This is a genomic window from Aquirufa sp. OSTEICH-129A, from assembly GCF_054558355.1.
This window is the reverse complement of sequence record NZ_JBPXKC010000007.1, coordinates 48,853-70,657: the sequence shown is the minus strand read 5'-3', so window position 1 is coordinate 70,657 and position 21,805 is coordinate 48,853. Positions and strand designations below refer to the sequence as shown.

The window sequence follows — 21,805 nt, the reverse complement described above, 5'->3', positions numbered from 1 at the left end:
TTATTTCGCGTGTCTTTGCTGTAATAATTTTATGATTTCTTCCAATCCAATTCCTCGGTCTTCTAATAAAACCAATAAGTGAAAAACTAAGTCTGCCGCCTCACCTTTAAATAATTCATCGTTAGTTGACATAGCTTCTATCACGAGTTCTACGGCTTCTTCTCCTACTTTTTGAGCTACCTTATTGGTTCCTTTTTGGAATAAAGATGCGGTATATGAAGTATCGGCAGAAGCTCCTTTTCTAGAGCGAATGATGTGCTTTAAATAGTCAAGCCAAGCGGCATTGTCTTGGTTAGAGGTATTAAAGCAGGTATCTGCACCTGTATGGCAAGCAGGGCCTACCGGGTTAACTTGGATTAACAGGGTATCTTGGTCACAATCCAAATGAATATTTTTAACATGAAAGAAATTTCCGGAAGTTTCTCCCTTGGTCCACAATCGCTCTTTTGATCGAGAATAGAAAGTGACAATATTTTCTGACTGTGTTTTTACATAGGCTTCCTCATTCATATAGCCAAGCATTAATACTTGTAGAGTGGAGGCATCCTGAATAACAGCAGGTATTAATCCTTTAGAAAAGTCGGGGCTTGAGTTCATTTTGTCAAAAATACTGGTGAATTTATTAAATACGCATCGGAATTCCTTTGCTGGCTAGGTAATTCTTTAAATCTAAAATATCGATTTCTTTGAAGTGGAAAATGCTGGCCGCCAATCCGGCATCGGCTTTCCCTTCCGTAAATACTTCATAAAAATGTTCCATGCTACCCGCTCCACCCGAGGCGATGATTGGTATGGAGGAATTAAGCGAGATTGTGGATGTCAATTTATTGGCAAATCCAGCTTTCGTTCCATCAGCATCCATGCTAGTCAATAGAATTTCTCCAGCACCTCGATTCTCAACTTCTTTGGCCCATGGAATGGTCTGAATATCCGTAATTTTTCTTCCTCCATGAGTATGTACCCAATCTGTTCCATCAACCCAACGGGTGTCAATGGCCACAATGATACATTGCGAGCCAAATTGTAAGGCTAATTCATCAATTAAATCAGGATTTCTAACAGCTGAGGAGTTGATTGAAACTTTATCTGCCCCAGCGTTTAATAAGGCTGAAACATCCTGTATAGAAGATATTCCCCCTCCCACGGTGAAGGGAATATTCACATGTCTTGCCACTTCTCGTACCAAATTAACCAAGGTCTTCCTGTCATCTACGGTAGCAGTGATATCCAAGAAAACCAATTCATCGGCTCCTTCTTTAGCATATAAAGCTCCAAGCTCTACAGGATCTCCTGCATCACGTAAATCCACAAAATTGGTTCCTTTGACGGTCCTCCCATCTTTGATGTCTAAACAAGGAATGATTCTTTTGGTTAACATGCAGATTCTTTGGCAAAGGTGGCTAATTCAGCTAAACTAATTCGTCCTTCATAAAAGGCTTTTCCAACTATCACACCAAAAATGTTCATGTCGCGCAGTCGGTATAAATCATCTAAACAAGCCACCCCGCCACTTGCAATGAGCTGTAAGTCAGGCTCTTGAGCTTGTATTTTTTCGTACAAATCAAAACTAGGTCCTTGCAATAAGCCATCTTTAGCCACATCCGTTGATATCACATATTTTACTCCTGCAGCACAATAGTCTCTTAGGAAATCAAAGATGGAAATTTGGGAATTTTCCTGCCAGCCTGAAACGGCAATTTGCTCATTGTGGGCATCAGCGCCTAAAATGATTTTGTCAGCACCGTATTTTTTCAACCAACTTCTTACTAATTCTGGCTGACTAACGGCAATGCTACCAGCCGTAATCTGTTGGGCTCCTGCTGAAAAGGCGATATCAATCATTTCGTCGGATTGTACACCTCCACCAAAATCAATGTGAAGGTTCGTTCCTTTGGCAATTCTTTCCAAAACATGCGCATTGACAATTTTTTTAGCCTTTGCCCCGTCCAAATCTACCAAATGCAATCGTTGGATACCTGCCCCCTCAAATTCCTTTGCAATCTCCAATGGGTCCGAATGATATACCTTTTTTTGAGCATAATTACCCTGGGTCAAGCGAACACATTGGCCTCCAATTAAATCTATAGCGGGGATAAGTTGAAACATGATTTATAATGCGAGAAAATTTTCTATAATTCGTTGGCCTGCCATTCCACTAATTTCTGCGTGAAACTGGGCAGCATAAAAGTTGTCTTGGTGAAGCATGGCTGAAAATGGCTGTACATAATCACATATGGCTGTGGTAAGAGGGTTTACCGGCACATAATACGAGTGCACAAAATAAACGTATTCTTCATTTTTTAAGCCTTCCATCAAAGGATTCGCTTGATTGGCCTGGATGGAATTCCAGCCAACATGCGGGATTTTTAAGTCCTGCGACTGAAAACGTTTTACTTCCACATCAAATACTCCCATGCAAGTGGTATCGTTTTCTTCTGAGTGTTTACAAAGAAGTTGCATACCAATGCAAGTAGCTAAAACGGGTTGCTTTAACTGAGGAATAAGTAAATCTAAGCCCTTTTCTTTTAAATGTGCCATGGCCGTACTAGCTTCTCCTACGCCAGGAAAAATCACCTTATCTGCTTGGCGTAAAATCGTCTCATCGTCTGTCCAGCGATACGGCACTCCGATTCGATCAAGTGCGTACATCACGGAGGCAACATTCCCGGCATTGTATTTAACGATGGCAATTTCCATGGGCTTTCTTTCTGGGTAAACAGCCTTGCAAAGGTAGGCAAATAGGCTGGATTATGAAATTCCCCTATCTTTGTTGTTCTATCTCATACCACATGCGCTTTCGTAAAAAACTTTTTTTAGAAATGGCTTACCTTTTGTGGATGGGTCTATTACCTTTTATTTCAAGTTTAGCCTTAGGTTATTTTGCCGTATCTAATCCAAGCTTTTTTTTAGACTTTAGTTTAAGTCAACAAATATTATTTTGGTTAGCTACTGTATTTGTGATGGGTTTGGCCTTGTGCCCAACTACTTTTTTGGCCTTATTTGTAGGCTATATTTGGGGTTTTCAAGGTATTTGGCCTTTGATTTTTGCCTATAGTTTAGCGTCAATGTTGGGTTTTGGTATGGCCAAATTATGGAAAGGTCAAGCCATAATTCGCTGGATAAAACGTACGAAAAAAGGTGCACAATTTTTGTCCAATGTGCAGGCTCAATCATTTTCATGGGTATTTTTAGCTCGCCTTTCGCCTATATTTCCTTTTGCTATCACCAACGCCATGATGTCGTTTTTAGGAGTAAGTTTCCTGGATTTTTGTTTGGCAGGAATGATAGGTATGTTACCAAGAACCGCTTTGGCTGTTTGGACAGGGACTCAAGCAAAGAGTTGGGAATACCTTTTGCATCATCCAGAATCGTTCACCTGGCAGGACGGAGCAAGTGTGGTTTTACTAGTATTTTCCGGCTTAGGAATGTACTTCCTGGCTAAAAGACAGGTCAAAGCCTAGTCTGTAGGGTCTCCCAAGGTAAATTGAAAGAAATGTGAGATATAAGGCGTAAATTTGTCTTTCCAATTCCATCTTCGGAAGAGGCATCATTTTAATCAAACGATTTTGACATTTAAAGAATTAGGTCTGGCCGACAGCCTTTTAGCAGGAATTGATTCCATGGGCTATAAGACCGCAACTCCCGTACAGTCTCAAGTTATTCAACCGATTTTGGAGGGGAGAGATATTATTGCATCAGCACAAACAGGTACGGGTAAAACTGCTGCTTTTTTGCTGCCTATTGTAAATAAAATCATCACTGAGCCACATGCTGAAAATCAAATCAATGCTCTAATCATTGTTCCTACCCGTGAATTGGCCATTCAAATAGCGGATAATATGGAAGGTTTAGGGTATTTTACCAATGTCTCTTGCATTGCCGTTTATGGTGGAGGGGATGGCCAGTCTTTTACGACGGAGAAAACCGCTTTAACCAGTGGTTGCGATATTGTAGTTTGTACGCCTGGTCGTATGATTGCCCACTTAAATATGGGTTATGTTAATCTCAAAGAGGTCAAATACCTGGTGTTGGATGAGGCTGATCGTATGTTGGATATGGGCTTCCAAGATGATCTAATCAAAATCACCTCTTTTTTAAGTCCAGAGCGTCAAAACCTCTTATTTTCAGCTACTATGCCGCATAAAATGCGGGAATTGGCCAGAAAGTTATTGAAAAATCCTGTAGAGATAAATATTGCTGTTTCAAAACCCCCTGAGCAAATTGTTCAAGAAGCTTTTGTTGTTTTTGAGGAGCAAAAATCACCTTTGATTAAGCACCTATTGCGATTAAAAGAGTATAGTCGTGTGATTATTTTTTGTTCCAGAAAGCAAAACGTAAAAACACTTACTAACGATTTAAAGAGGGCCAAATTCAAAGTAGAGGAAATCCATTCGGATTTGGAACAAGATGTTCGTGAACAAGTATTACAGGATTTTAGAAATAAAAAGACGACTATTTTAGTAGCCACAGATATTTTAAGTCGAGGCATTGACATCGACGAAATTGAGTTGGTCATCAATTACGACGTCCCTAATGATGGAGAGGATTATATTCACCGCATTGGTCGTACGGCAAGGGCAGAAAGTCAAGGTACCGCCTATACTTTAATCAGTCCTGCCGAACAGAGAAAATTTGCGAGTATTGAAAAGTTGTTAGAAAAAGAAGTGACAAAATCACCTATTCCAGAAGAGTTTGGAGCTGGCCCCGCTTATGAGCCAGCCTTACAAAAGGCTGGCGATAAGGGGCGAAATTTTTCTGGACCTAAAAAAGGTGGTAAGAAGTTTTGGGGGAAAAAGAAAAAGTAAAGCTTATTTTTGGGCTTTTACTCCCGTAGTTCCTCCTTGTGCTAAAGTGATATCCACCGGGGTATTGGATTTCCAACTTCCGCGGGTAAAATCAGGGACGTTCATGGATCTAGATCTGTTTTTAACGGACATTTCACTTAATGGTCCTATCGAGCTCCAAGCGGCGGCATCGTAAACATTTTGATCCAAAGGCAATCCATTGCGTAGGCAATCAATTAATCGCCAGTCCATCATGAAGTCCATGCCTCCATGTCCGCCTATTTGCTTGGCTAATTCACCTATCTTGGCTACAATCGGTGGCGCATATTTTTTCTCCAATTCTGCCATCTCAGCGGCTGAAATCCAGTTATGGTGGTGATCAGAAATTTTAGGATCAGGATATTTTACAGCCATACCTTTAGTTCCACTTAACAAATGGATTCGGGAATAGGGGCGAGGTGTAGAAACATCATGTTGAACCATCATGGTTTTACCTTTCACGGTACGAATCGTGGTGGTATTCATATTCCCACGGAAACTCTTATTGGTGAATTGTTGGTAGAAAGGGTCTTTTTGGGCTAACTCTACCGCTCGTTGGTGCATAGAGAAATCATTGGTAGAGGTAGATACCAAATAATCCATTTGATCACCTCGGTTAATATCCAATAATTGACAAATAGGTCCTAGGCCGTGGGTTGGGTATAAATTGCCGTTGCGTAGGTTTTCTTTTAAGCGCCAGCTTTGGTAATAGGTACTTTGCGTGAAATTATGGTCTAATAAATCATGCAAATAAGCACCTTCCGCATGGATAATTTCTCCAAAGTATCCCTGGCGAGCCATGTTGAGAGTTAATAACTCAAAGAAGTCATAGCAGCAATTTTCCAGCATCATACAATGCTTTTTAGTCTTCTCAGAAGTCTCAACCAATTGCCAGCATTCTTCTAAGGTGGTGGCTGCCGGTACTTCTACCGCCACATGCTTGCCTTGTTTCATGGCATATACAGCCATAGGGGTGTGTAAATGCCAAGGGGTGGCAATGTAGATCAAATCAATGTCCGGTCGATCACACATCGCTTTCCAAGCTTCCTCTTTCTCGGTGTAAACGATAGGTTGAATACCCATTTTACCCAAGGCTTTCAAAGCGGCATCCGTTTTTTCTTTTCGGATATCACAAACCGCAACCGTCTTTACTCCATCAATGCGATTGACGCGGGTAATAGCACCAGAACCACGGTTTCCCAAACCGATAAATCCAATACGTACGGTTTCAATTTTTGGCGCGGCATAGCCCGACATGTTAAAAGTTTGCTTGCCTTGTTCTACTTGCATGCTCGTAGCCAAGTCCTTAATTTCCCATTTAGCGGATCCACCTAATGCGGCTAATCCACTAAGTTTGAGAAAGTCTCTTCGATTATTATTCATAGTTTTTAATAGGTTTTATTCAAATTATATAGCTTGAGAGTCAATTACTTGAACCTTCCCCCACAAATGCTTGTTGTCATCTATGAACTTTTTATGTAAAGGGTGATATAAATATTCTTTTTCCTTTTCTGCATCGGCAAAAGTCAATACGACAGAAAAAGTATAACTTCCCTCAGTAACTGGTTTGTCAAACTCCGTAATGATCGGTTTGCCCACATGAGCAGATTGGATCATTGGAAGGCCTCCTAGCGCTTTGAGCGCTTTGAAAAGTTGGGTTTTTTCGGCTTCGTTACTTGGATTTTTGGCCCAAAATAAAACGTGGTGGATGAAATTCATAGAAGGAGTAGCTGCTGAACCTGTTAGTGCTGAACCTGCGGCTAATAGGCCAGATTGTTGTAAAAATTCGCGACGATTGTTCATGTGTTCATTTAAATTTAAACTCAAATTATTTTAATTCAATTCTACCATGAAAAATTCAAAAATCAAAGTAATCGTAACGGGGGTTACCGGTATGGTGGGGGAAGGAGTCTTGCAGGAATGTTTGCTATCACCTCATGTAGAAGAAGTATTGGTCATAAGTCGCCGTCCTTCAGGTAAATCCCACCCCAAATTAAAGGAGATTATTTTGAAAGATTTTTATCAAACGGAGGAATTGCAAGACCAAGTAAAGGGATATGATGCATGCTATTTTTGTTTGGGAGTTACGTCCATCGGTAAAAATGAAGCAGTGTACACGCGGTTGACTTACGATTTGACTTTGGGATTTGCGAAGTCTATTGAAAAAAATAATCCCGAGCTCACGTTTATCTATGTTTCGGGGAAAAGTACCGATTCAACTGAGAAAGGGAGTTTAATGTGGGCAAGGGTCAAAGGAAAAACGGAAAATGACCTAAGAAAATTACGTTTTAAAGCGGCTTATGCATTTAGACCTGGAATGCTTCATCCTACGGAGGGTTTACAACACGCTTTACCATTTTATAAATACATCAATTGGATGTACCCATTTTTACGTTGGGCGGCCCCCAATATGGTTTGTACCTTGAAGGAGTTAGGGCAAGCGATGATTGCTGTTACCATTCATGGTTATGACAAAACTGCCATAGAAGTAGCAGATATTGTTCGCTTATCGAAAGTTCTGAAGGATGAATAGCCGATTTTTTCCCTGAATTTGGCTAATTTTATAGGAAATAAATGAAATACTGTGAATAAGAAAGTTGTACTAATGATATTAGATGGTTGGGGAATTGCTACCAACCCAAAGGTTTCTGCCATAGATGCAGCCAATATCCCATTTGTTAAGTCCTTATATACCCAATACCCACATGCTAAATTAGAGGCCTCAGGATTGGCCGTTGGTCTTCCTGAAGGTCAAATGGGTAATTCAGAAGTAGGTCACATGAACCTAGGTGCTGGTCGAATCGTTTACCAAAATTTGGTTAGGATTAATAAAGCGGTGACTGAAAATACCTTAGGACAAGAACCCGAATTGGCAAAAGCATTTGACTATGCCAAAAAAGAGGGCAAGGCGGTTCATTTTATGGGTCTTGTTTCTGATGGCGGAGTTCATGCCCATATTGAACATTTAAAGTCTTTATTAAGTACGGCTCAAGAAGCAGAATTGCCTAAGGTCTTTGTACATGCATTTACAGATGGACGTGATACGGACCCTAAGTCAGGATTGAAGTTCATGACTGATTTAGTTCAGCATTGTGAAAAAACGGGAGCCCATGTTGCCTCGGTAACGGGTCGTTACTTTGCCATGGACAGAGATAATCGTTGGGAGCGTGTGGCTTTAGCCTACCATGCCATGGTGGATGCAGAAGGTTATTTGACACAAGATGTTATTCAATCTATCAAGGATAGTTATGCTGCCGATGTGACGGACGAATTTATTAAGCCCATTATAGCCACAGATGCCAATGGGGTGCCTTTAGCCAAGATTACAGAAGGAGATGTGGTGATATGTTTCAATTTCCGTACGGATCGTGGGCGAGAAATCACCCAAGCTTTGACGCAAAAGGATTTCCATGAGGAAAACATGCATAAGTTGAATTTGTATTATTTGACTATGACGGAGTACGACAAAGAGTTTACGAATGTTCATGTCATTTTCAATGATTCTAATTTACCGATGACTTTAGGAGAGGTTTTGGAAGGAGCAGGTAAAAAGCAGATTCGAATTGCGGAAACAGAGAAATACCCACACGTAACATTCTTCTTTTCAGGAGGTCGAGAGACGCCTTTTATTGGGCAAACCAACATCCTAAGAAATTCACCGAAAGTGGCTACTTATGATTTGCAACCTGAAATGTCTGCGGCTGATTTAAGAGATGCTTTGATTCCGGAATTGGAGAAAGGAGAAGTAGATTTTGTGTGTTTAAATTTTGCAAATCCTGACATGGTGGGTCATACGGGTGTGTTTTCTGCGGTAGTGAAAGCGGTAGAAACAGTTGATCGCTGTGCCAAGGCAGTGGTTAAAGCAGGTTTAGCTCATGGTTATACTTTCATCATCATTGCTGATCACGGTAATGCGGATGTCATGATAAATGAAGATGGTTCACCTAATACAGCTCACTCCACCAACTTAGTACCTTGCATTTTAGTGGATGCTCATGATCACCCAAGCTTGTCCAACGGAAAATTAGGAGATATTGCCCCGACCATCTTAAAATTGATGGGAGTAGAGCAACCTAAAGAGATGACAGGCGTTGCGTTATTTTAAATAATTTCTGGCACATTTACGTTTTGTGTTTGAATCATTCTATCGATTGAATATATGGGAAAGGTTATCATTTTTGGAAATACACAGTCTGCCGAATTAGCATTATATTACTTAAAGAACGATAGTGAACATGAAGTAGCTGGCTTTACTGTGGAGGAGCAGTATATCAAAGAGAATGAATTTCATGGTTTGCCTTTGGTTCCGTTTGAAACGGTGGAACAGCGTTTCCCTCCTGCGGAATACCTATTTTTTGCGCCTATGACGGCGGCAGGAATGAATCAAGTTCGAGCCAGAGTTTATGAGCAAGGCCTAGAAAAAGGCTATAAATACATTTCATACATCAGTTCACATGCGACTGTCCTAACCGATAAAATAGGAGAAAACTGTTTTATTTTGGAAGACAACACCATTCAACCATACGTTCAGATTGGAAATAACTGCGTATTATGGTCAGGAAATCACATTGGTCATCATAGCAAAATTGGGAACCATGTATTTTTCACCTCACAAATTGTTCTTTCGGGAAATTGCCAGGTGAATGATTATTGTTTCTTTGGCGTAAATGCCACCATCCGAGATAGCTCAGTGATTGGCGAAGGAACTTTTGTGAGTATGGGCGCTACGGTCATGAAGCAAAGAACAGAGCCTTGGAGTGTTTGGAAAGGAAATGCGGCAGAGAAATCAACTATTTCCAGTAAGGACTTGAAGTTTTAGTTAATGAAATTGATTTTTTCCCTTAACGCTGGCAAGGTTCCAAACCTTGACAGCGTTGTGGAAAACGTTTAAGATTTTACCATATTGTCCAATTTCTTGATAAAGAAATTGATTCAAAGCAATAAAAAAAGCTCCCATTCAAAGGGAGCTTTTTTATTAAGGTTCCAAGGGCTTATTTTCCTCATCAACGATGACAAAAATATCCTCATTGGGTCGTTTCATCAGATATTTTTCTCGCGCATATTTTTCCAACAAGGCTGGGTTTCCAATCACCATTCGGCGCTCTTTTTCCAGTTCTTTTAATTTTTGTTGGTAAAAAGCTTTTTCATTTTTCATCACCCTAAGTTCGTTCCAAAGTCGATACTGGACTCTAAGGTCATTCGTATCTAAAAAGAACATCCAAACCAACAAGATGCTGGTTGAAATTACGTAGAAACGATGTTGTCCAAGAAAAAGCCCTTTAATGCGGTCCATATTCTTAGAAATTTAAACCTGGGAAATATGCATTTGCACCTAATTCCTCCTCAATACGAAGTAATTGGTTGTATTTAGCCATACGGTCAGAACGAGAAGCAGAACCAGTTTTGATTTGACCCGTATTTAAAGCTACAGCCAAGTCAGCGATGGTGGCATCTTCTGTTTCACCAGAACGGTGCGACATAATGTTTTTGTATGAATTGCGTTTCGCTAAGTTAACCGTATCGATGGTTTCTGTTAAAGAACCAATTTGATTTACCTTAACCAAAACAGCATTAGCAACACCTTGCTCAATACCTTGCTGTAAACGCTTCACATTGGTTACAAATAAATCGTCACCAACTAATTGACATTTGGAACCAATCAATTTAGTTTGCTCAGCCCAACCTGCCCAATCATCTTCAGCCATACCGTCCTCAATAGAAATGATAGGGTATTTATTTACCCAAGTCTGCCAATAAGCAGCCATTTCCATATTGTTCAATTGCTTGCCATCCGATTTTTTGAAAGTATACAATCCTGTTTTCTCATCAAAGAATTCAGAAGAAGCAGCATCCATGGCGATGAAGATTTCTTCACCTGGTTTGTAACCTGCTTTTTCAATCGATTGTAAAACGATTTCGATAGCTTCTTCGTTCGACTTGATATTTGGAGCAAAACCTCCTTCATCACCTACGTTGGTTGAATAACCTTTGCTTTTTAATACACCTTTTAGGGCATGGAAAACTTCTGTTCCCATACGTAAAGCATGAGAGAAACTTTCCGCTTTTGCAGGCATTACCATAAACTCTTGGAAGTCGATGCTGTTATCCGCATGAGAACCACCATTTAAGATGTTCATCATAGGAACAGGAAGAGTATTAGCGTTTACTCCACCGATATAACGGTATAATGGAAGACCTGCTTCTTGTGCAGCCGCTTTAGCAACAGCCATAGAAACACCTAAAATAGCGTTAGCACCTAATTTTCCTTTGTTATGTGTACCGTCTAATTCGATCATCAAACGGTCGATCATGTTCTGCTCAGATACCTCTAGGCCCCATAATTCCTCTGCGATAGTTGTGTTTACGTTTTCTACGGCTTTTAAAACACCTTTTCCTACATAAACAGATTTGTCTTCATCGCGTAATTCCACTGCTTCGTGGATACCTGTAGAGGCTCCAGAAGGAACGGCTGCACGACCGAAAGCGCCATCTTCAGTTTTGATGTCTACCTCGATTGTGGGATTTCCACGTGAATCTAAAATTTGTCTTGCGTGAACGTACTGTATTGCACTCATCGTATAATTATTATTGTGAATAAATGGATTACGTTGTAATTGATTAAATTGCCCTGCAAAATAACGTAATTTTTAGATAATATCACTGATTTACCGAAAGTCAGCTACTTAAATCGCTGATAATTAATGAAATAATAATGAAAGCTAAAATACTTTTTCCTACTCTTTTCGCCTTTGCTCTTTTATTAACTTCTTCGCTTCATGCTCAGTCTGCTGAGGTTGAGGTTTTTGAAAAAAAGATTCAAGAAACTCCCAATGCTATTTTACTTGACGTTAGAACATCCGGTGAATTTGGAGGAGGCCATTTGCCAAAGGCATTAAACATTGATTTCAGGTCAGCTGATTTTTCGGAGCAAATCAAAAAATTGCCGAAAGATAAGCTAGTTTTAATATACTGTCTGTCTGGAGGACGTTCGGCACAAGCTGCGGAATTGATGCGAAAGGAAGGCTTTCAAGTGACGGAGCTGAAAGGCGGTTATTTGAAATGGACAACTAAGTTAAAACCTTTGGAGGGTGTTCCTCAAGTAGCCCATGATAAAGGCTGGGATTTAGCAGAATTTACCAAGAAAGTCCAACAAGAAAAAGCAGTGGTCGTTGATTTTTATGCCAAATGGTGTGCCCCATGTTTAAAAATGATGCCCACCGTCGATAAATTGACTCAAGATTACGCAGGAAAGGTGACAGTCTTGAAAGTGGAGGCTGATGGGAATCAGGCGATCTTACAGTCATTCGGAATTGATGAAATCCCGAGCTTTTTGGTTTTCCAAGGAGGAAAATTACTCCAAAAAACATCGGGATTCCGTGAAGAGGCTCAGTTAAAGGAACTATTTGATCAGTCTATTGGGACCACTCGGTAGGCTGTCTTTCCCAGCGGTGTTTTTTCAATTCTTCCAATAGGCTTGGGCTTAATCCATGTCCATCTGAAGTTCCGATATTACTTTTCACGTGTTTGATTTTTCTCATTCCTGGAATGATCGTTCCCACATCAGGATTCGACAATATAAATCGAAGTGCCATTTCAGGCATATCCATATTGGCAGGAACCAGTGGTTTCAATGCATTTGCATGATCTACACTTGATATCAAATTTTCAGGAACAAAATAGGTAGAACGCCAGTCGTCCGCAGGAAAAGTGGTATTATAATCCAATAAACCGGTTAAACTACCCTCGTCTAAGGGTACACGTGCAATGATGCCGATGTCTAATTTTTGACATAGTGGAAACAATTGGTCTTCTGGGTTTTGGTCAAAGATATTGTAAATCACCTGTACCGCTGAAAATAAATTGGTTTCTAATGAACGCAAACAATTAGCAGGTTCCCAACGATTCACAGAGATTCCCCAATGTTTTACTTTTCCTTCTTGGGTTAATTTTTGGACAGCTTCTTTCCAATCATCGTTGTCCGCCCAAGCATCTTCCCAAACATGGAATTGTTGAAGATCAATTTGCTCTACACCTAAGTTTTTCAAACTTTTTTCGGTGTATTCAATGATGTGTTGAGCAGGGAAACAATCCTTTAATTCAAAATGTGATTTCGAGGGCCAAATAAAATTTTTTGGTGGGATTTTAGTGGCAGCATACAATTGCTTATCTGCATGTTTTTTGAGCAAGGACCCTAAAATTTGTTCGGATAATCCTTCACCATAGCCCCAGGCAGTGTCGAAGAAATTACAACCTAATTCTACCGATAATTCTAGGGATTTTTGTACTTCATTATCATCGGAGCCCGTCCAACCAGCTAGACCCCACATGCCATAGCCTACTTCACTTATTTGCCAATTTGTTTTGCCAAAACGTCTGTATTTCATAGTTGTTTTTTTTCTTAAAGGTATGGATTTTCTAAAAGGACTTTGACCTGTTAAATAAGTATTTGGGTATATTGTAAGAACTTATTTTTCTCAATATGATTGAAATTATGTAAAGAAATATGTTTGTACAGATTATTTTTTTGAGATTAAAATTAGAATTTTATTGGCCTTCATGCACTTTAAATGCGTTAATAACACAAATAACGCGAATGGTTAGATTTTATTTGAGAACATTGCCTAGCTTTACATCGTATTAGTTCCCTGTGTTACACTAATCTACTCAAATTTATGAATAATGTTAAACCTGTTAATCAAGACGAAAAGTTATTAATTAATTTAGGAACTTTTAAAGTTTGCCCATCTTGTATCTTGTTCATCCGCGGAGAGGGCAATTATTCCAATATTTTTCTGAATGACGGTCGTAAAGTTCTTTCCTGCCGTACCTTAAAATTTTACGAAACTTTATTACAAGGGTATGGATTCATTCGTCCTTCCAAATCTGCATTAGTTAACCCTAAAAGTATTTCTTCAGTTGATTTGAAACATGGAAAGGTCATCAAGTTGACAAATGACGTGAATATTTCTATATCTCGGCGACAAGTTAGACCACTGCGCGACTTCATGACTGCCCAAGCCTTGATCGTGGCCTCATAAATTCATTTTTTGTATTCCTTTGTTCTTTTAATTTATAGAAGTCTGTTTTTCGATGAAATCTTGTCGAAAAGCAAGACTTTGAAATCTACGTATCTCCTGAAATCTTGAGGATAGTAAAACTAATTACCCAATTAATTTCATTTATTTATGCGAATAGTTAAATTCGTAGATATCTATTTTATCATATTAATACAATGGAAAGAAGAATATTTTTAAAAGGCTTAGCCTTAGGAGTTTCTGGCTTATATGCTCACTCCAGCTTAGCATCCAATCCCTATTTAGGACCTTTGGGTGTACAATTATACACGGTACGTGATGCTGTTGCCAGGGATCTTGAAGGGTCTTTAGAAAAATTAGCAGGCCTAGGATATAAAAACTTAGAAATCTACGGATACAATGGTACATTTTTTGGGAAAACCGCACATGAATTTAAAGGTATTTTAGACCGTGTAGGTTTAAAAGTGGTTAGTTCTCACCATACCTCAGGGATTGCCATTAAGTCCAAAGGTACTTTGTCTGACGGTTGGCAAAAAGCAGTAGAAGATTTACATCATGTAGGTGCAGAGTACATGGTTTGTGCTTTCTTATTCCCCAATGAGCGTAGCGCCGATCATTATAAAGCCCTTCCTAGTTTATTGACAAGTTCAGGCGAAGCAACAAAATCGGCAGGTATTCAATTTGCCTACCATAACCATGATTTTGAATTTGTGAAGTCGGCAGATTTTGTGCCTTATGATTTCATTTTACAAAATACATCAGCAGACTTGGTAAAAATGGAAGCTGATTTATATTGGTTTGGTCGGGCTGGAGTAGATCCTGTAGCTTATTTTGAAAAGCATCCAGGTCGTTTCCCACTTTGGCATGTAAAAGACATGGAAGCAGGAACTAAAGTGTTTACCGAAGTAGGAAATGGCACCATTGATTTTGATCGAATTTTTGCTGCTAGAAAAGCTGCAGGCTTGAAATACTGGTTTGTAGAGCAAGACGTTAGTAAGCGCGATCCATTTGAAAGTTTAAAGATCAGTCGTGATTATTTAGCGAAGAAAAATTTCTAAGATTCTTTTTCTTCCATGTAAGGTTTCCAAAATTGGGGATTGTATTTTTCCCAAGCATGACAACCAAATGGTAATTTTCCCTCATTGAGTTGAAGGCTAATTTGGGGGTTTTGTTCAAAGGCAAAGGCTAGGGCCTCTTTCCAATTAGGTAATTTGAGCAAAAATCGAAGGGGGAAAGCTCTTTTATGGTAAACAGAAAAAAGCGAATCTTCATTGGCAGGCCAAGTGCCAAATAGTCGATGATACCAATTCAAAAATTTAATGATGGGGGCCACTTTTCGTAAAGATAGGCCCCCATTCATCATTATAGGCTCAATCAAGGGCCATTGAAAGGCATTCTTGTTCTCCCAATGCTTTTTTTTCAGTTTGGGGGCACCTATATAGTCAAAGTCTTTTTGGCACCAAGCGATTAAATCGTCTTGGAATACATAGGCATCCAATTGGTAGATTAAAATGAACTCATGCTGAATAAATCGCTCATAGAAAGCTGGATCTATCAATAGATGATTGTATGATTTGGTACTTGTAAAGAATGTCGGCGCAAAATATTCTATACTAGCTGTTGGGAAATATTCCTTAACATAAGGAGCATGTAGGCCTTCAGGTAATACAAAATGAATGGGGTAATGACCTAAAATTTTTTTACATTGAAGCAAAGACTTTTGCTCCAATTCAGAAATGGATTCTTTGTAAATAGGAATAACGATTCCCACTAATGTTTGCATCTTATTCAACGATATCTCCTAATACAGGATGCCACCACTTGCCTCCGTCATGCAATTTATAATCTCCTTGCAAAACTCCTTTCATGACTGGCCAAATTCTTAGTAATCGGTTATCAGCTAGACTAGCGCGCATTTGGTAATGAGACATTCGGCTGGCTACTTTTTTTAAGGCACCCTCAGGTGCTTTCCCATGAGATGACAAATAGGTGAATAGGGCAGCAGAATCTGTGGCTTTTTTTTCTATTTGTGCCAATTTGGTCTTCCTAGAGCGCTTAAGTCTATCCAGAAGAGATACGGCTTTTTTCTCGCTTTTAAGCCCCACCTGCTGGCTTTCATGTTCACGGTATTGAATCAAGGCTTCTTTTACAAAGGCAATCCGATTCGTCATGGCCAAATACAAGGCTATCCAGCCATCGTGAATGAGTTCTGGAATAATGTGTGGTGTAGGGAAAACTTCAGCTTTTACCTGGGAACGAATAGCCAAGGTTGCTCCAGTGACTACGTAGCCTTTCAATAAAATATCAAAAGCATGCCCCGATTTCCAAAGTTCCTGTAAAGGTTCTATGAATTCAATTTGTTCAAAACTGGTTTTGCCGGTAGGCTTTCCAGATCGGTCAATCATGATGGCATTGGAAAAAACAGCATCTATTTCAGGATAGTTTTTGAAATATCGAACCAAGGTTTCTACCTTATGAGGAAGCCAAAGGTCATCTTGATCACTAAAAAAGATTAAATCACCTTGGCATGCTTGAACGCAAAGTTCAAAGTTCTTACTACTTCCCACATTCTTTTCATTCTGATGTATGTGGACGTCAAAAGGGACTTTTTGTTTGAAAGCTTCTAAAATTTCAATGCTTTTGTCGCTGGAGCCATCGTCAAAGACCACAAGTTCATCAATGGCTTGAGTTTGTGAAGCTATACTCTCCAGTTGATATGGTAGGTATTTTTCGCCGTTATAGGTACAAAGAGCAACTGAAATATGGGGCATTCAAACAGATTAAAAATTCAATATATGGAATAAACCTTGTTTACATAGGAACGTAAACCACTTTTTTAGTTTCAAAAAATTCTTCTTGGAAGATTTCTCCCAACTCAAATATTTTATGCTTTTTCCCAAACTCGGCTAATTCTTCCGTTAAATCTCCGCCTTTTAGGCAAAGAATACCGTTTCTTTGGGTGTGAAAGTGGTTTGGACTAATCTTATTTTTGACCCAATAATAAAAGGGTGTAATGCGTGTCACAGCTCTACTAACAACGAACTCAAAGTCTTGATCTAAATCTTCGGCCCGGGTATGTAAGGCAGTTACATTTTCTAGCCCTAAAGCACTAGCTACACCTTCTACTACTTTGATTTTTTTACCTATACTATCTACCAAAGTAAAAGTACACTGCGGAAATAATATGGCCAATGGGATACCAGGGAATCCTCCCCCTGTACCTACATCTAGAATCTCCGTACCAGGTCTAAAGTTAATAATTTTGGCTATTCCTAAAGAATGAAGCACATGATGTAGCATCAGATTATCGATATCCTTCCTAGAAATTACATTGATTTTTTCATTCCATTCTTGATACAATGGATACAGCATTTCCAATTGTTCCAATTGTTTTGGATTCAATTCTGGAAAGTAATTTTTGATGATATCTGATTTCATTTTTTTTCAAAGTGCAAAGATACGCAAATGCCTTGTTTAAAAGAATGTTTCCAGATTTGATATGTGGAGATTCACTGGGATCGGGAGATGGATTTCTATAAAATCTATTCCCAAGAATTAGATAAAAAAAAGGGAAGCCATATTTGCTTCCCTTTCATGGAGTATGTTTAGCCCGTTATCCAGCGGAAAAAGACAAATAAACCTGCGGCTAATATGATGGTAACTGGTAGGGTTAATACCCAAGCCATCACAATATTTTTAACGGTTCCGCCTTGTAAATTTTTGATTCCTTTCGAGGCTACCATGGTTCCTGCAATACCCGAACTCAATACATGCGTAGTACTAACTGGCCATTTGTAGGCAGTGGCTAGTCCGATGGTTACCGAGGCAATTAATTCGGCAGAAGCACCCTGAGCATAGGTTAAATGGTGTTTACCGATTTTTTCTCCAATGGTTACTACAATGCGCTTCCAGCCTACCATGGTTCCTAATCCTAGGGATAAAGCAACCATCCACATCACCCAGTTTGGAGCAAAGTCTGTTACTGCGGCAATCCCTGTACCTGAAGTAGCACCAAATGCAAAAAATGCAGCCTTATCTCCTGCGGTAGCTTTTTTGAATGCTTTTTTATCAGCTTCCGATAACGCTACAGCCTCACTTTCAATCAGCTTTTTGGCATGCTTATTGATGTTCAAGGCGGCTTTTCTGATTTCAAATTTCTGCTTGGTACTTAAATTACTAGTTTGAATGTTTTTTGTTAAAAGTAGTTCGTGCAATGCTTTAGAAGAGACCATTACGGTGCGGTAACTTTCCTGCTCTTTGATGGATAAGGTAGTGGTATCGATTTTGGCTGAAATGATTTCAACTTGATTCAAATCTTTTTGTAATCGCTGTAAATCCAAGGTAGAATTGATGGCAAAATAGCCTGGTAAAAAGGCGATTAGAATAACCATTACTAAACCGATTCCCTTTTGACCATCGTTACGTCCATGGAAAAAAGAAACTAAAGTACAGGTAGTAATCAGTATAGCACGAATCCAAAGGGGAGGAGGGGAATTCTTTTTAGGCTCCTTAAATATTTCTTTATTCTTAATGGTTTTTTTTAAGATATACATCAATACAATAGCTAATGCAAAACCAAATAGCGGCGAAAGCAATAAGGCTTGCCCAATTTCCTGAGCTTTATCCCAGTTTACCGCACTGACATTTGTTTGATTTTCTGGTAAAATGGCGTGTCCCACGCCAATACCAATAATGGAACCGATTAAGGTATGTGAACTGGATGCCGGAATACCAAAATACCAAGTACCAAGATTCCACAAAATAGCGGAAAATAATAAGGAGAGTGCCATGGCCATGGAATGGTAGACATTGGTGTCAATGAGCAACTCGGTCGGAAGTAAGCCGATGATACTCATGGTTACACCTACTCCACCTGTTAAAAGGCCAACAAAATTCATGAATCCAGACCAAACAACAGCTTGAGTTGGTTTTAATGAATGGGTATAGATGACAGTTGCTACGGCATTGGCAGTATCGTGAAAACCATTCACGAATTCAAATGCACAAGCAGCAAACAGACAGAAAAAAAGTAAGAAAAATAAGGTAGGATCTAACCCAAACATAGGATGTTATTTAAGGTATATTGGTGCAAATATGGATGCAAAAGTACATGATACCTACGATGCCAATATTAAGTAATTGTTAAATTCTTTATTTCTTTTTTCTTCTAGCTTTTTTTGCCTCAGAAAGTAGTTTTTTAGCTTCGGTATATTGGCTTGTTTTTTTATCTGCTTTGTCCATCACCTCTTTACAAAGGTCAACGGCCTTATCGAAATCGCTTGCTTGAAAGGCAATTCGCGCTAATCCTAAAACAGAGGCCCAATAATATCCTGACTCTAAGGAACCAGTTTGAATGGAGAAATCCATGCATTTTTGGAAATATATTTTAGCCTCAGAGGGGTTTTTAAAAATATATAATTGATAATAGCCCAAAATATAACTGGCATATCGGCCGGATACTCCTTCATAACCCACCTGATGGTTATCTATTTTTTGGAGAATACTCTTAGAAATTTCCATGGCTTCATCCAATTTGCCTAACATAAAAGCAGATCGGGCATGGTAACGTTCAAAAAATGGATTATCAGGATAATTTTGGTGGGTATATTTGGCCAGTTCGTAGCTCTTGTCCGACATATTTTCCATGGCATAGATTTGCAATAGGAAATACCGTGCTTCCGTACGCGTGTAGAAAGCTTGGTAGCTAACCTTTTCCAATTGTTCTATTCCTTGTTGTTTATTAGCTTTTGGGAAAAGCCATAATACCGGTCGCAATAGTTTGAAATTTTGTTTAATGAAGTGGTAATAGTAATTGTATAAACCATCTCCAAACATCAGTTCAGGACTAAAATCGGCAAATTCTCGGGAGTTTTCTAAGTATTTAAGCGCATTTTTAGCGGCTAAAGTAGCCCTTGCCCAATGTTTACGCTCAGCATGTAAACGCCCTTTAAAACCATAAGCGGCTGCCATAAAAAAGGCGGCTTCTGGATTTTCTGTTTCATCCCAAATTTTCTCTGCTTTCGAAATACTCCGATCCATGTATTCCAACAATCGGTCGTCATAGACTTCGTTTTGCGTATTGGGAACCATTTTCCACCATTGAACAAGGCCCAAAAGGAAGTCGGGTAGTGGATGATCTGGATGTTTGACTTTGAGGTAGTTAAATTCCCGCTCGGCTTCCGGGAATTTGAAGTTGTACATTTGATTGATGGCATTGGTGGCCTCAATCTGTACTTCTGATGTGAACAAAAGCATCCCTTTGGAACGCTCTTTTTCTGCTTCTTCGGTTTTCTTCCACCATTGACCTAAGCTTAGGAAAGACAGTGAAAGAAAACTTAGAAGTAATATATATGATCTAAGACGATATCTCGATCTCATCTCCATTATGGTTCAAAAACTTAAAGTCAGTAATACCTAGGGAGGAATCTTCTGTGATGTGAATCCAAGACTTAAACGTCATAAACCACTTCATTCGTATGGAAGGGAATCCCTTAGTAAAGTAAGCACTTAAGAATGGATGAACCAATAAAGTGAGCTTTTTCTCATTTTGTTTGGTAACCAAATGTTCTACATGCTGGGCAATAATCTCTGAAACAGCAATACTAGCCGTGATGGTACCTGTACCTCCACAACTTGGGCATGTTTCATGCGTAGCCACGTTCATTTCTGGTCGAACACGCTGACGGGTGATTTGCATTAAACCGAATTTGGTCAGCGGCAAGATGGTATACTTGGAGCGGTCCGTTCTCATTTCATCACGCATGATGTCCTGAATCAACTTACGGTTATCCGCTTTTTTCATGTCGATGAAATCGATCACGATGATACCACCCATATCACGAAGGCGTAATTGACGAGCAATTTCCTTAGCGGCTTCTCGGTTTACACTTAATGCCGTAGCTTCTTGATCATCTTCGGAATTGGATTTATTTCCAGAGTTTACGTCAATGACGTGCAATGCTTCTGTATGCTCAATAATCAGGTAACCACCCGCTGGTAAAGAAACGGATCTTCCGAATAGCATTTTTAACTGCTTTTCGATGCCCACCTGTTCAAACAACTTGGTTTTACCCGTATGTAATTTGACAATTTTTTCTTTTTCCGGAGCTACCTGGTGCACATAACCTTTAGCCTCATTGTATAAATCTTGGTTATCGACAATGACATTATCGAAGTCATTGTTCAATAAATCCCTCAACATCGATGTAGCTCGGCTCATTTCACCGATAACCCGATCTCTAGGCTTGGCATCTACCAACTTAGCGATACCATCTTCCCATTTGGATATGGAATCGCGAAGGTCGCGCTCCATTTCTTCTACTGCCTTACCTTCCGCTACTGTCCTAACAATGACCCCAAAGTTTTTTGGTTTGATGGATGACATCAATTTCATCAATCGACTTCTTTCGGCTTTGGACGTAATTTTCTTAGAAATATTGACCCCATTAGAAAAAGGAACCAATACCAAGAATCTGCCTGCTATGGAAATGTCACAGGATAAACGAGGGCCTTTAGTAGAAATAGGTTCTTTAACTACTTGCACTAAGATGAGTTGATTGCGGGTTAAAACCTTGTCGATTTTACCTAGCTTATCAATTTCTTCTTCTATTTTGAAGTTCTCTAACTTAATGTTCTTACCCTTTTTATTCATCACATCTCGTGAGAATTTCTGGAGCGAGTTCAAGTTAGGGCCTAGATCATGGTAGTGAAGGAATGCATCCTTTTCATAACCAATATCAATGAAGGCAGCGTTTAGACCAGAGACTAATTTTTTGACAGTACCGAGATAGATATCACCCACAGAGAATTGAGGTTCCGACTGTTCGATATGATATTCTACAATCCTTTTGTCTTGCAAAAGGGCAATTCTATCCCCTTTGGGGGTAGAATTGATGATTAATTCATTACTCACAATATATTACGAGAAGAATGTTAGACGGGACAGAC

Annotated in this window: 23 protein-coding genes; 8 read left to right on the top strand and 15 right to left on the bottom strand. The window is 39.4% G+C overall.

The window, feature by feature from the left end; genetic code table 11:
- From hisIE to hisH, 4 genes are read right to left on the bottom strand one after another with little or no spacing between them, the layout of a single operon-like run.
- Positions 1 to 597 (bottom strand): bifunctional phosphoribosyl-AMP cyclohydrolase/phosphoribosyl-ATP diphosphatase HisIE, encoded by a 597-nt coding sequence (gene hisIE / locus SKC36_RS12085; protein ID WP_459454954.1) that lies wholly within the window; start codon positions 595 to 597, stop codon positions 1 to 3.
- 25 nt (positions 598 to 622) lie between these two features.
- Positions 623 to 1,378 carry an imidazole glycerol phosphate synthase subunit HisF gene (hisF, locus tag SKC36_RS12080; protein WP_459466044.1) on the bottom strand — a complete coding sequence of 252 codons (756 nt, stop codon included), beginning with the start codon at positions 1,376 to 1,378 and terminating at the stop codon, positions 623 to 625.
- Positions 1,372 to 2,106 carry a 1-(5-phosphoribosyl)-5-[(5-phosphoribosylamino)methylideneamino]imidazole-4-carboxamide isomerase gene (hisA, locus tag SKC36_RS12075; protein WP_459466043.1) on the bottom strand — a complete coding sequence of 245 codons (735 nt, stop codon included), beginning with the start codon at positions 2,104 to 2,106 and terminating at the stop codon, positions 1,372 to 1,374. The genes hisF and hisA overlap by 7 nt, the downstream gene beginning before the upstream one ends.
- A 3-nt stretch (positions 2,107 to 2,109) precedes the next feature.
- A complete protein-coding gene (hisH, locus tag SKC36_RS12070; RefSeq protein WP_459454951.1) occupies positions 2,110 to 2,697 on the bottom strand; it encodes an imidazole glycerol phosphate synthase subunit HisH in 588 nt (195 codons plus the stop codon).
- A gap of 92 nt (positions 2,698 to 2,789) precedes the next feature.
- Between hisH and SKC36_RS12065 the strand changes: the two genes are divergently transcribed.
- The gene (locus SKC36_RS12065; RefSeq protein WP_459466042.1) at positions 2,790 to 3,461 is read left to right on the top strand and encodes a TVP38/TMEM64 family protein; all 672 of its coding nucleotides are present in this window, start codon (positions 2,790 to 2,792) and stop codon (positions 3,459 to 3,461) included.
- A gap of 105 nt (positions 3,462 to 3,566) precedes the next feature.
- The gene (locus SKC36_RS12060; RefSeq protein WP_459466041.1) at positions 3,567 to 4,805 is read left to right on the top strand and encodes a DEAD/DEAH box helicase; all 1,239 of its coding nucleotides are present in this window, start codon (positions 3,567 to 3,569) and stop codon (positions 4,803 to 4,805) included.
- Between the two features lie 3 nt (positions 4,806 to 4,808).
- Here the strand turns inward: SKC36_RS12060 and SKC36_RS12055 are convergent, their stop codons facing one another.
- On the bottom strand, positions 4,809 to 6,206 hold the full coding sequence (locus tag SKC36_RS12055) for a Gfo/Idh/MocA family protein (RefSeq protein ID WP_459454948.1): 1,398 nt from the start codon (positions 6,204 to 6,206) through the stop codon (positions 4,809 to 4,811).
- Positions 6,207 to 6,230: 24 nt separating this feature from the next.
- Positions 6,231 to 6,626, bottom strand: coding sequence for a Dabb family protein (locus tag SKC36_RS12050; protein ID WP_459454947.1), 396 nt, complete (start codon positions 6,624 to 6,626; stop codon positions 6,231 to 6,233).
- A gap of 46 nt (positions 6,627 to 6,672) precedes the next feature.
- On the opposite strand from SKC36_RS12050, the gene SKC36_RS12045 reads away from it, so the two are divergent.
- The 3 genes from SKC36_RS12045 to SKC36_RS12035 are packed head-to-tail and all read left to right on the top strand — an operon-like array spanning position 6,673 to position 9,642.
- Complete coding sequence (locus SKC36_RS12045; RefSeq protein ID WP_459454946.1) at positions 6,673 to 7,356, top strand: NAD-dependent epimerase/dehydratase family protein; 684 nt, start codon at positions 6,673 to 6,675, stop codon at positions 7,354 to 7,356.
- Between the two features lie 51 nt (positions 7,357 to 7,407).
- Positions 7,408 to 8,928 carry a 2,3-bisphosphoglycerate-independent phosphoglycerate mutase gene (gpmI, locus tag SKC36_RS12040; RefSeq protein ID WP_459466040.1) on the top strand — a complete coding sequence of 507 codons (1,521 nt, stop codon included), beginning with the start codon at positions 7,408 to 7,410 and terminating at the stop codon, positions 8,926 to 8,928.
- 54 nt (positions 8,929 to 8,982) lie between these two features.
- Entirely contained in the window at positions 8,983 to 9,642 is a 660-nt protein-coding gene (locus SKC36_RS12035; RefSeq protein WP_459454944.1) for an acetyltransferase, read from the top strand.
- 156 nt (positions 9,643 to 9,798) lie between these two features.
- On the opposite strand, the gene SKC36_RS12030 is transcribed toward SKC36_RS12035, so the two are convergent.
- Positions 9,799 to 10,116, bottom strand: coding sequence for an FtsB family cell division protein (locus SKC36_RS12030; protein ID WP_459466039.1), 318 nt, complete (start codon positions 10,114 to 10,116; stop codon positions 9,799 to 9,801).
- Positions 10,117 to 10,120: 4 nt separating this feature from the next.
- The gene (eno, locus tag SKC36_RS12025) at positions 10,121 to 11,398 is read right to left on the bottom strand and encodes a phosphopyruvate hydratase (protein WP_109321895.1); all 1,278 of its coding nucleotides are present in this window, start codon (positions 11,396 to 11,398) and stop codon (positions 10,121 to 10,123) included.
- A 137-nt stretch (positions 11,399 to 11,535) separates the two neighbouring features.
- Here eno and SKC36_RS12020 point away from each other — a divergent pair, with 137 nt between their 5' ends.
- The gene (locus tag SKC36_RS12020; RefSeq protein ID WP_459466038.1) at positions 11,536 to 12,255 is read left to right on the top strand and encodes a thioredoxin domain-containing protein; all 720 of its coding nucleotides are present in this window, start codon (positions 11,536 to 11,538) and stop codon (positions 12,253 to 12,255) included.
- On the opposite strand, the gene SKC36_RS12015 is transcribed toward SKC36_RS12020, so the two are convergent.
- Positions 12,236 to 13,207: an aldo/keto reductase gene (locus tag SKC36_RS12015; protein WP_459466037.1), complete on the bottom strand. Its 972-nt coding sequence runs from the start codon at positions 13,205 to 13,207 to the stop codon at positions 12,236 to 12,238. The genes SKC36_RS12020 and SKC36_RS12015 overlap by 20 nt on opposite strands.
- Before the next feature lie 288 nt (positions 13,208 to 13,495).
- Here SKC36_RS12015 and SKC36_RS12010 point away from each other — a divergent pair, with 288 nt between their 5' ends.
- Positions 13,496 to 13,861, top strand: a complete 366-nt coding sequence (locus SKC36_RS12010) for a LytR/AlgR family response regulator transcription factor (protein WP_459454940.1) — start codon at positions 13,496 to 13,498, stop codon at positions 13,859 to 13,861.
- A 194-nt stretch (positions 13,862 to 14,055) separates the two neighbouring features.
- Positions 14,056 to 14,916, top strand: coding sequence for a sugar phosphate isomerase/epimerase family protein (locus SKC36_RS12005; RefSeq protein ID WP_459454939.1), 861 nt, complete (start codon positions 14,056 to 14,058; stop codon positions 14,914 to 14,916).
- Here the strand turns inward: SKC36_RS12005 and SKC36_RS12000 are convergent.
- The 6 genes from SKC36_RS12000 to SKC36_RS11975 form a co-directional block, all read right to left on the bottom strand.
- Positions 14,913 to 15,641: a DUF5672 family protein gene (locus SKC36_RS12000; protein ID WP_459454938.1), complete on the bottom strand. Its 729-nt coding sequence runs from the start codon at positions 15,639 to 15,641 to the stop codon at positions 14,913 to 14,915. The two genes, SKC36_RS12005 and SKC36_RS12000, sit on opposite strands and share 4 nt — an antisense overlap.
- Before the next feature lies 1 nt (position 15,642).
- Positions 15,643 to 16,629 carry a glycosyltransferase family 2 protein gene (locus SKC36_RS11995; RefSeq protein ID WP_459454937.1) on the bottom strand — a complete coding sequence of 329 codons (987 nt, stop codon included), beginning with the start codon at positions 16,627 to 16,629 and terminating at the stop codon, positions 15,643 to 15,645.
- A 40-nt stretch (positions 16,630 to 16,669) separates the two neighbouring features.
- Positions 16,670 to 17,296, bottom strand: a complete 627-nt coding sequence (rsmG, locus tag SKC36_RS11990) for a 16S rRNA (guanine(527)-N(7))-methyltransferase RsmG (protein ID WP_459454936.1) — start codon at positions 17,294 to 17,296, stop codon at positions 16,670 to 16,672.
- A gap of 167 nt (positions 17,297 to 17,463) precedes the next feature.
- On the bottom strand, positions 17,464 to 18,921 hold the full coding sequence (locus SKC36_RS11985) for an inorganic phosphate transporter (protein ID WP_459454935.1): 1,458 nt from the start codon (positions 18,919 to 18,921) through the stop codon (positions 17,464 to 17,466).
- Positions 18,922 to 19,009: 88 nt separating this feature from the next.
- Entirely contained in the window at positions 19,010 to 20,236 is a 1,227-nt protein-coding gene (locus tag SKC36_RS11980) for a tetratricopeptide repeat protein (protein WP_459454934.1), read from the bottom strand.
- The gene (locus SKC36_RS11975; protein WP_130924352.1) at positions 20,214 to 21,770 is read right to left on the bottom strand and encodes an Rne/Rng family ribonuclease; all 1,557 of its coding nucleotides are present in this window, start codon (positions 21,768 to 21,770) and stop codon (positions 20,214 to 20,216) included. The genes SKC36_RS11980 and SKC36_RS11975 overlap by 23 nt, the downstream gene beginning before the upstream one ends.
- Positions 21,771 to 21,805: the final 35 nt, after the last annotated feature.

Excerpts from the sequence above, each read along its gene's own strand:
- hisH (WP_459454951.1), bottom strand. The coding sequence starts at position 2,697 with ATGGAAATTGCCATCGTTAAATACAATGCCGGGAATGTTGCCTCCGTG.
- SKC36_RS12065 (WP_459466042.1), top strand. The coding sequence starts at position 2,790 with ATGCGCTTTCGTAAAAAACTTTTTTTAGAAATGGCTTACCTTTTGTGG.
- SKC36_RS12035 (WP_459454944.1), top strand. The coding sequence starts at position 8,983 with ATGGGAAAGGTTATCATTTTTGGAAATACACAGTCTGCCGAATTAGCA.
- SKC36_RS11995 (WP_459454937.1), bottom strand. The coding sequence starts at position 16,629 with ATGCCCCATATTTCAGTTGCTCTTTGTACCTATAACGGCGAAAAATAC.
- hisA (WP_459466043.1), bottom strand. The coding sequence starts at position 2,106 with ATGTTTCAACTTATCCCCGCTATAGATTTAATTGGAGGCCAATGTGTT.
- SKC36_RS12000 (WP_459454938.1), bottom strand. The coding sequence starts at position 15,641 with ATGCAAACATTAGTGGGAATCGTTATTCCTATTTACAAAGAATCCATT.
- hisIE (WP_459454954.1), bottom strand. The coding sequence starts at position 597 with ATGAACTCAAGCCCCGACTTTTCTAAAGGATTAATACCTGCTGTTATT.
- SKC36_RS12005 (WP_459454939.1), top strand. The coding sequence starts at position 14,056 with ATGGAAAGAAGAATATTTTTAAAAGGCTTAGCCTTAGGAGTTTCTGGC.
- SKC36_RS12020 (WP_459466038.1), top strand. The coding sequence starts at position 11,536 with ATGAAAGCTAAAATACTTTTTCCTACTCTTTTCGCCTTTGCTCTTTTA.
- SKC36_RS11980 (WP_459454934.1), bottom strand. The coding sequence starts at position 20,236 with ATGAGATCGAGATATCGTCTTAGATCATATATATTACTTCTAAGTTTT.
- SKC36_RS11985 (WP_459454935.1), bottom strand. The coding sequence starts at position 18,921 with ATGTTTGGGTTAGATCCTACCTTATTTTTCTTACTTTTTTTCTGTCTG.
- hisF (WP_459466044.1), bottom strand. The coding sequence starts at position 1,378 with ATGTTAACCAAAAGAATCATTCCTTGTTTAGACATCAAAGATGGGAGG.
- SKC36_RS12015 (WP_459466037.1), bottom strand. The coding sequence starts at position 13,207 with ATGAAATACAGACGTTTTGGCAAAACAAATTGGCAAATAAGTGAAGTA.
- SKC36_RS12030 (WP_459466039.1), bottom strand. The coding sequence starts at position 10,116 with ATGGACCGCATTAAAGGGCTTTTTCTTGGACAACATCGTTTCTACGTA.
- SKC36_RS12045 (WP_459454946.1), top strand. The coding sequence starts at position 6,673 with ATGAAAAATTCAAAAATCAAAGTAATCGTAACGGGGGTTACCGGTATG.
- rsmG (WP_459454936.1), bottom strand. The coding sequence starts at position 17,296 with ATGAAATCAGATATCATCAAAAATTACTTTCCAGAATTGAATCCAAAA.
- SKC36_RS12010 (WP_459454940.1), top strand. The coding sequence starts at position 13,496 with ATGAATAATGTTAAACCTGTTAATCAAGACGAAAAGTTATTAATTAAT.
- eno (WP_109321895.1), bottom strand. The coding sequence starts at position 11,398 with ATGAGTGCAATACAGTACGTTCACGCAAGACAAATTTTAGATTCACGT.
- SKC36_RS12055 (WP_459454948.1), bottom strand. The coding sequence starts at position 6,206 with ATGAATAATAATCGAAGAGACTTTCTCAAACTTAGTGGATTAGCCGCA.
- SKC36_RS12050 (WP_459454947.1), bottom strand. The coding sequence starts at position 6,626 with ATGAACAATCGTCGCGAATTTTTACAACAATCTGGCCTATTAGCCGCA.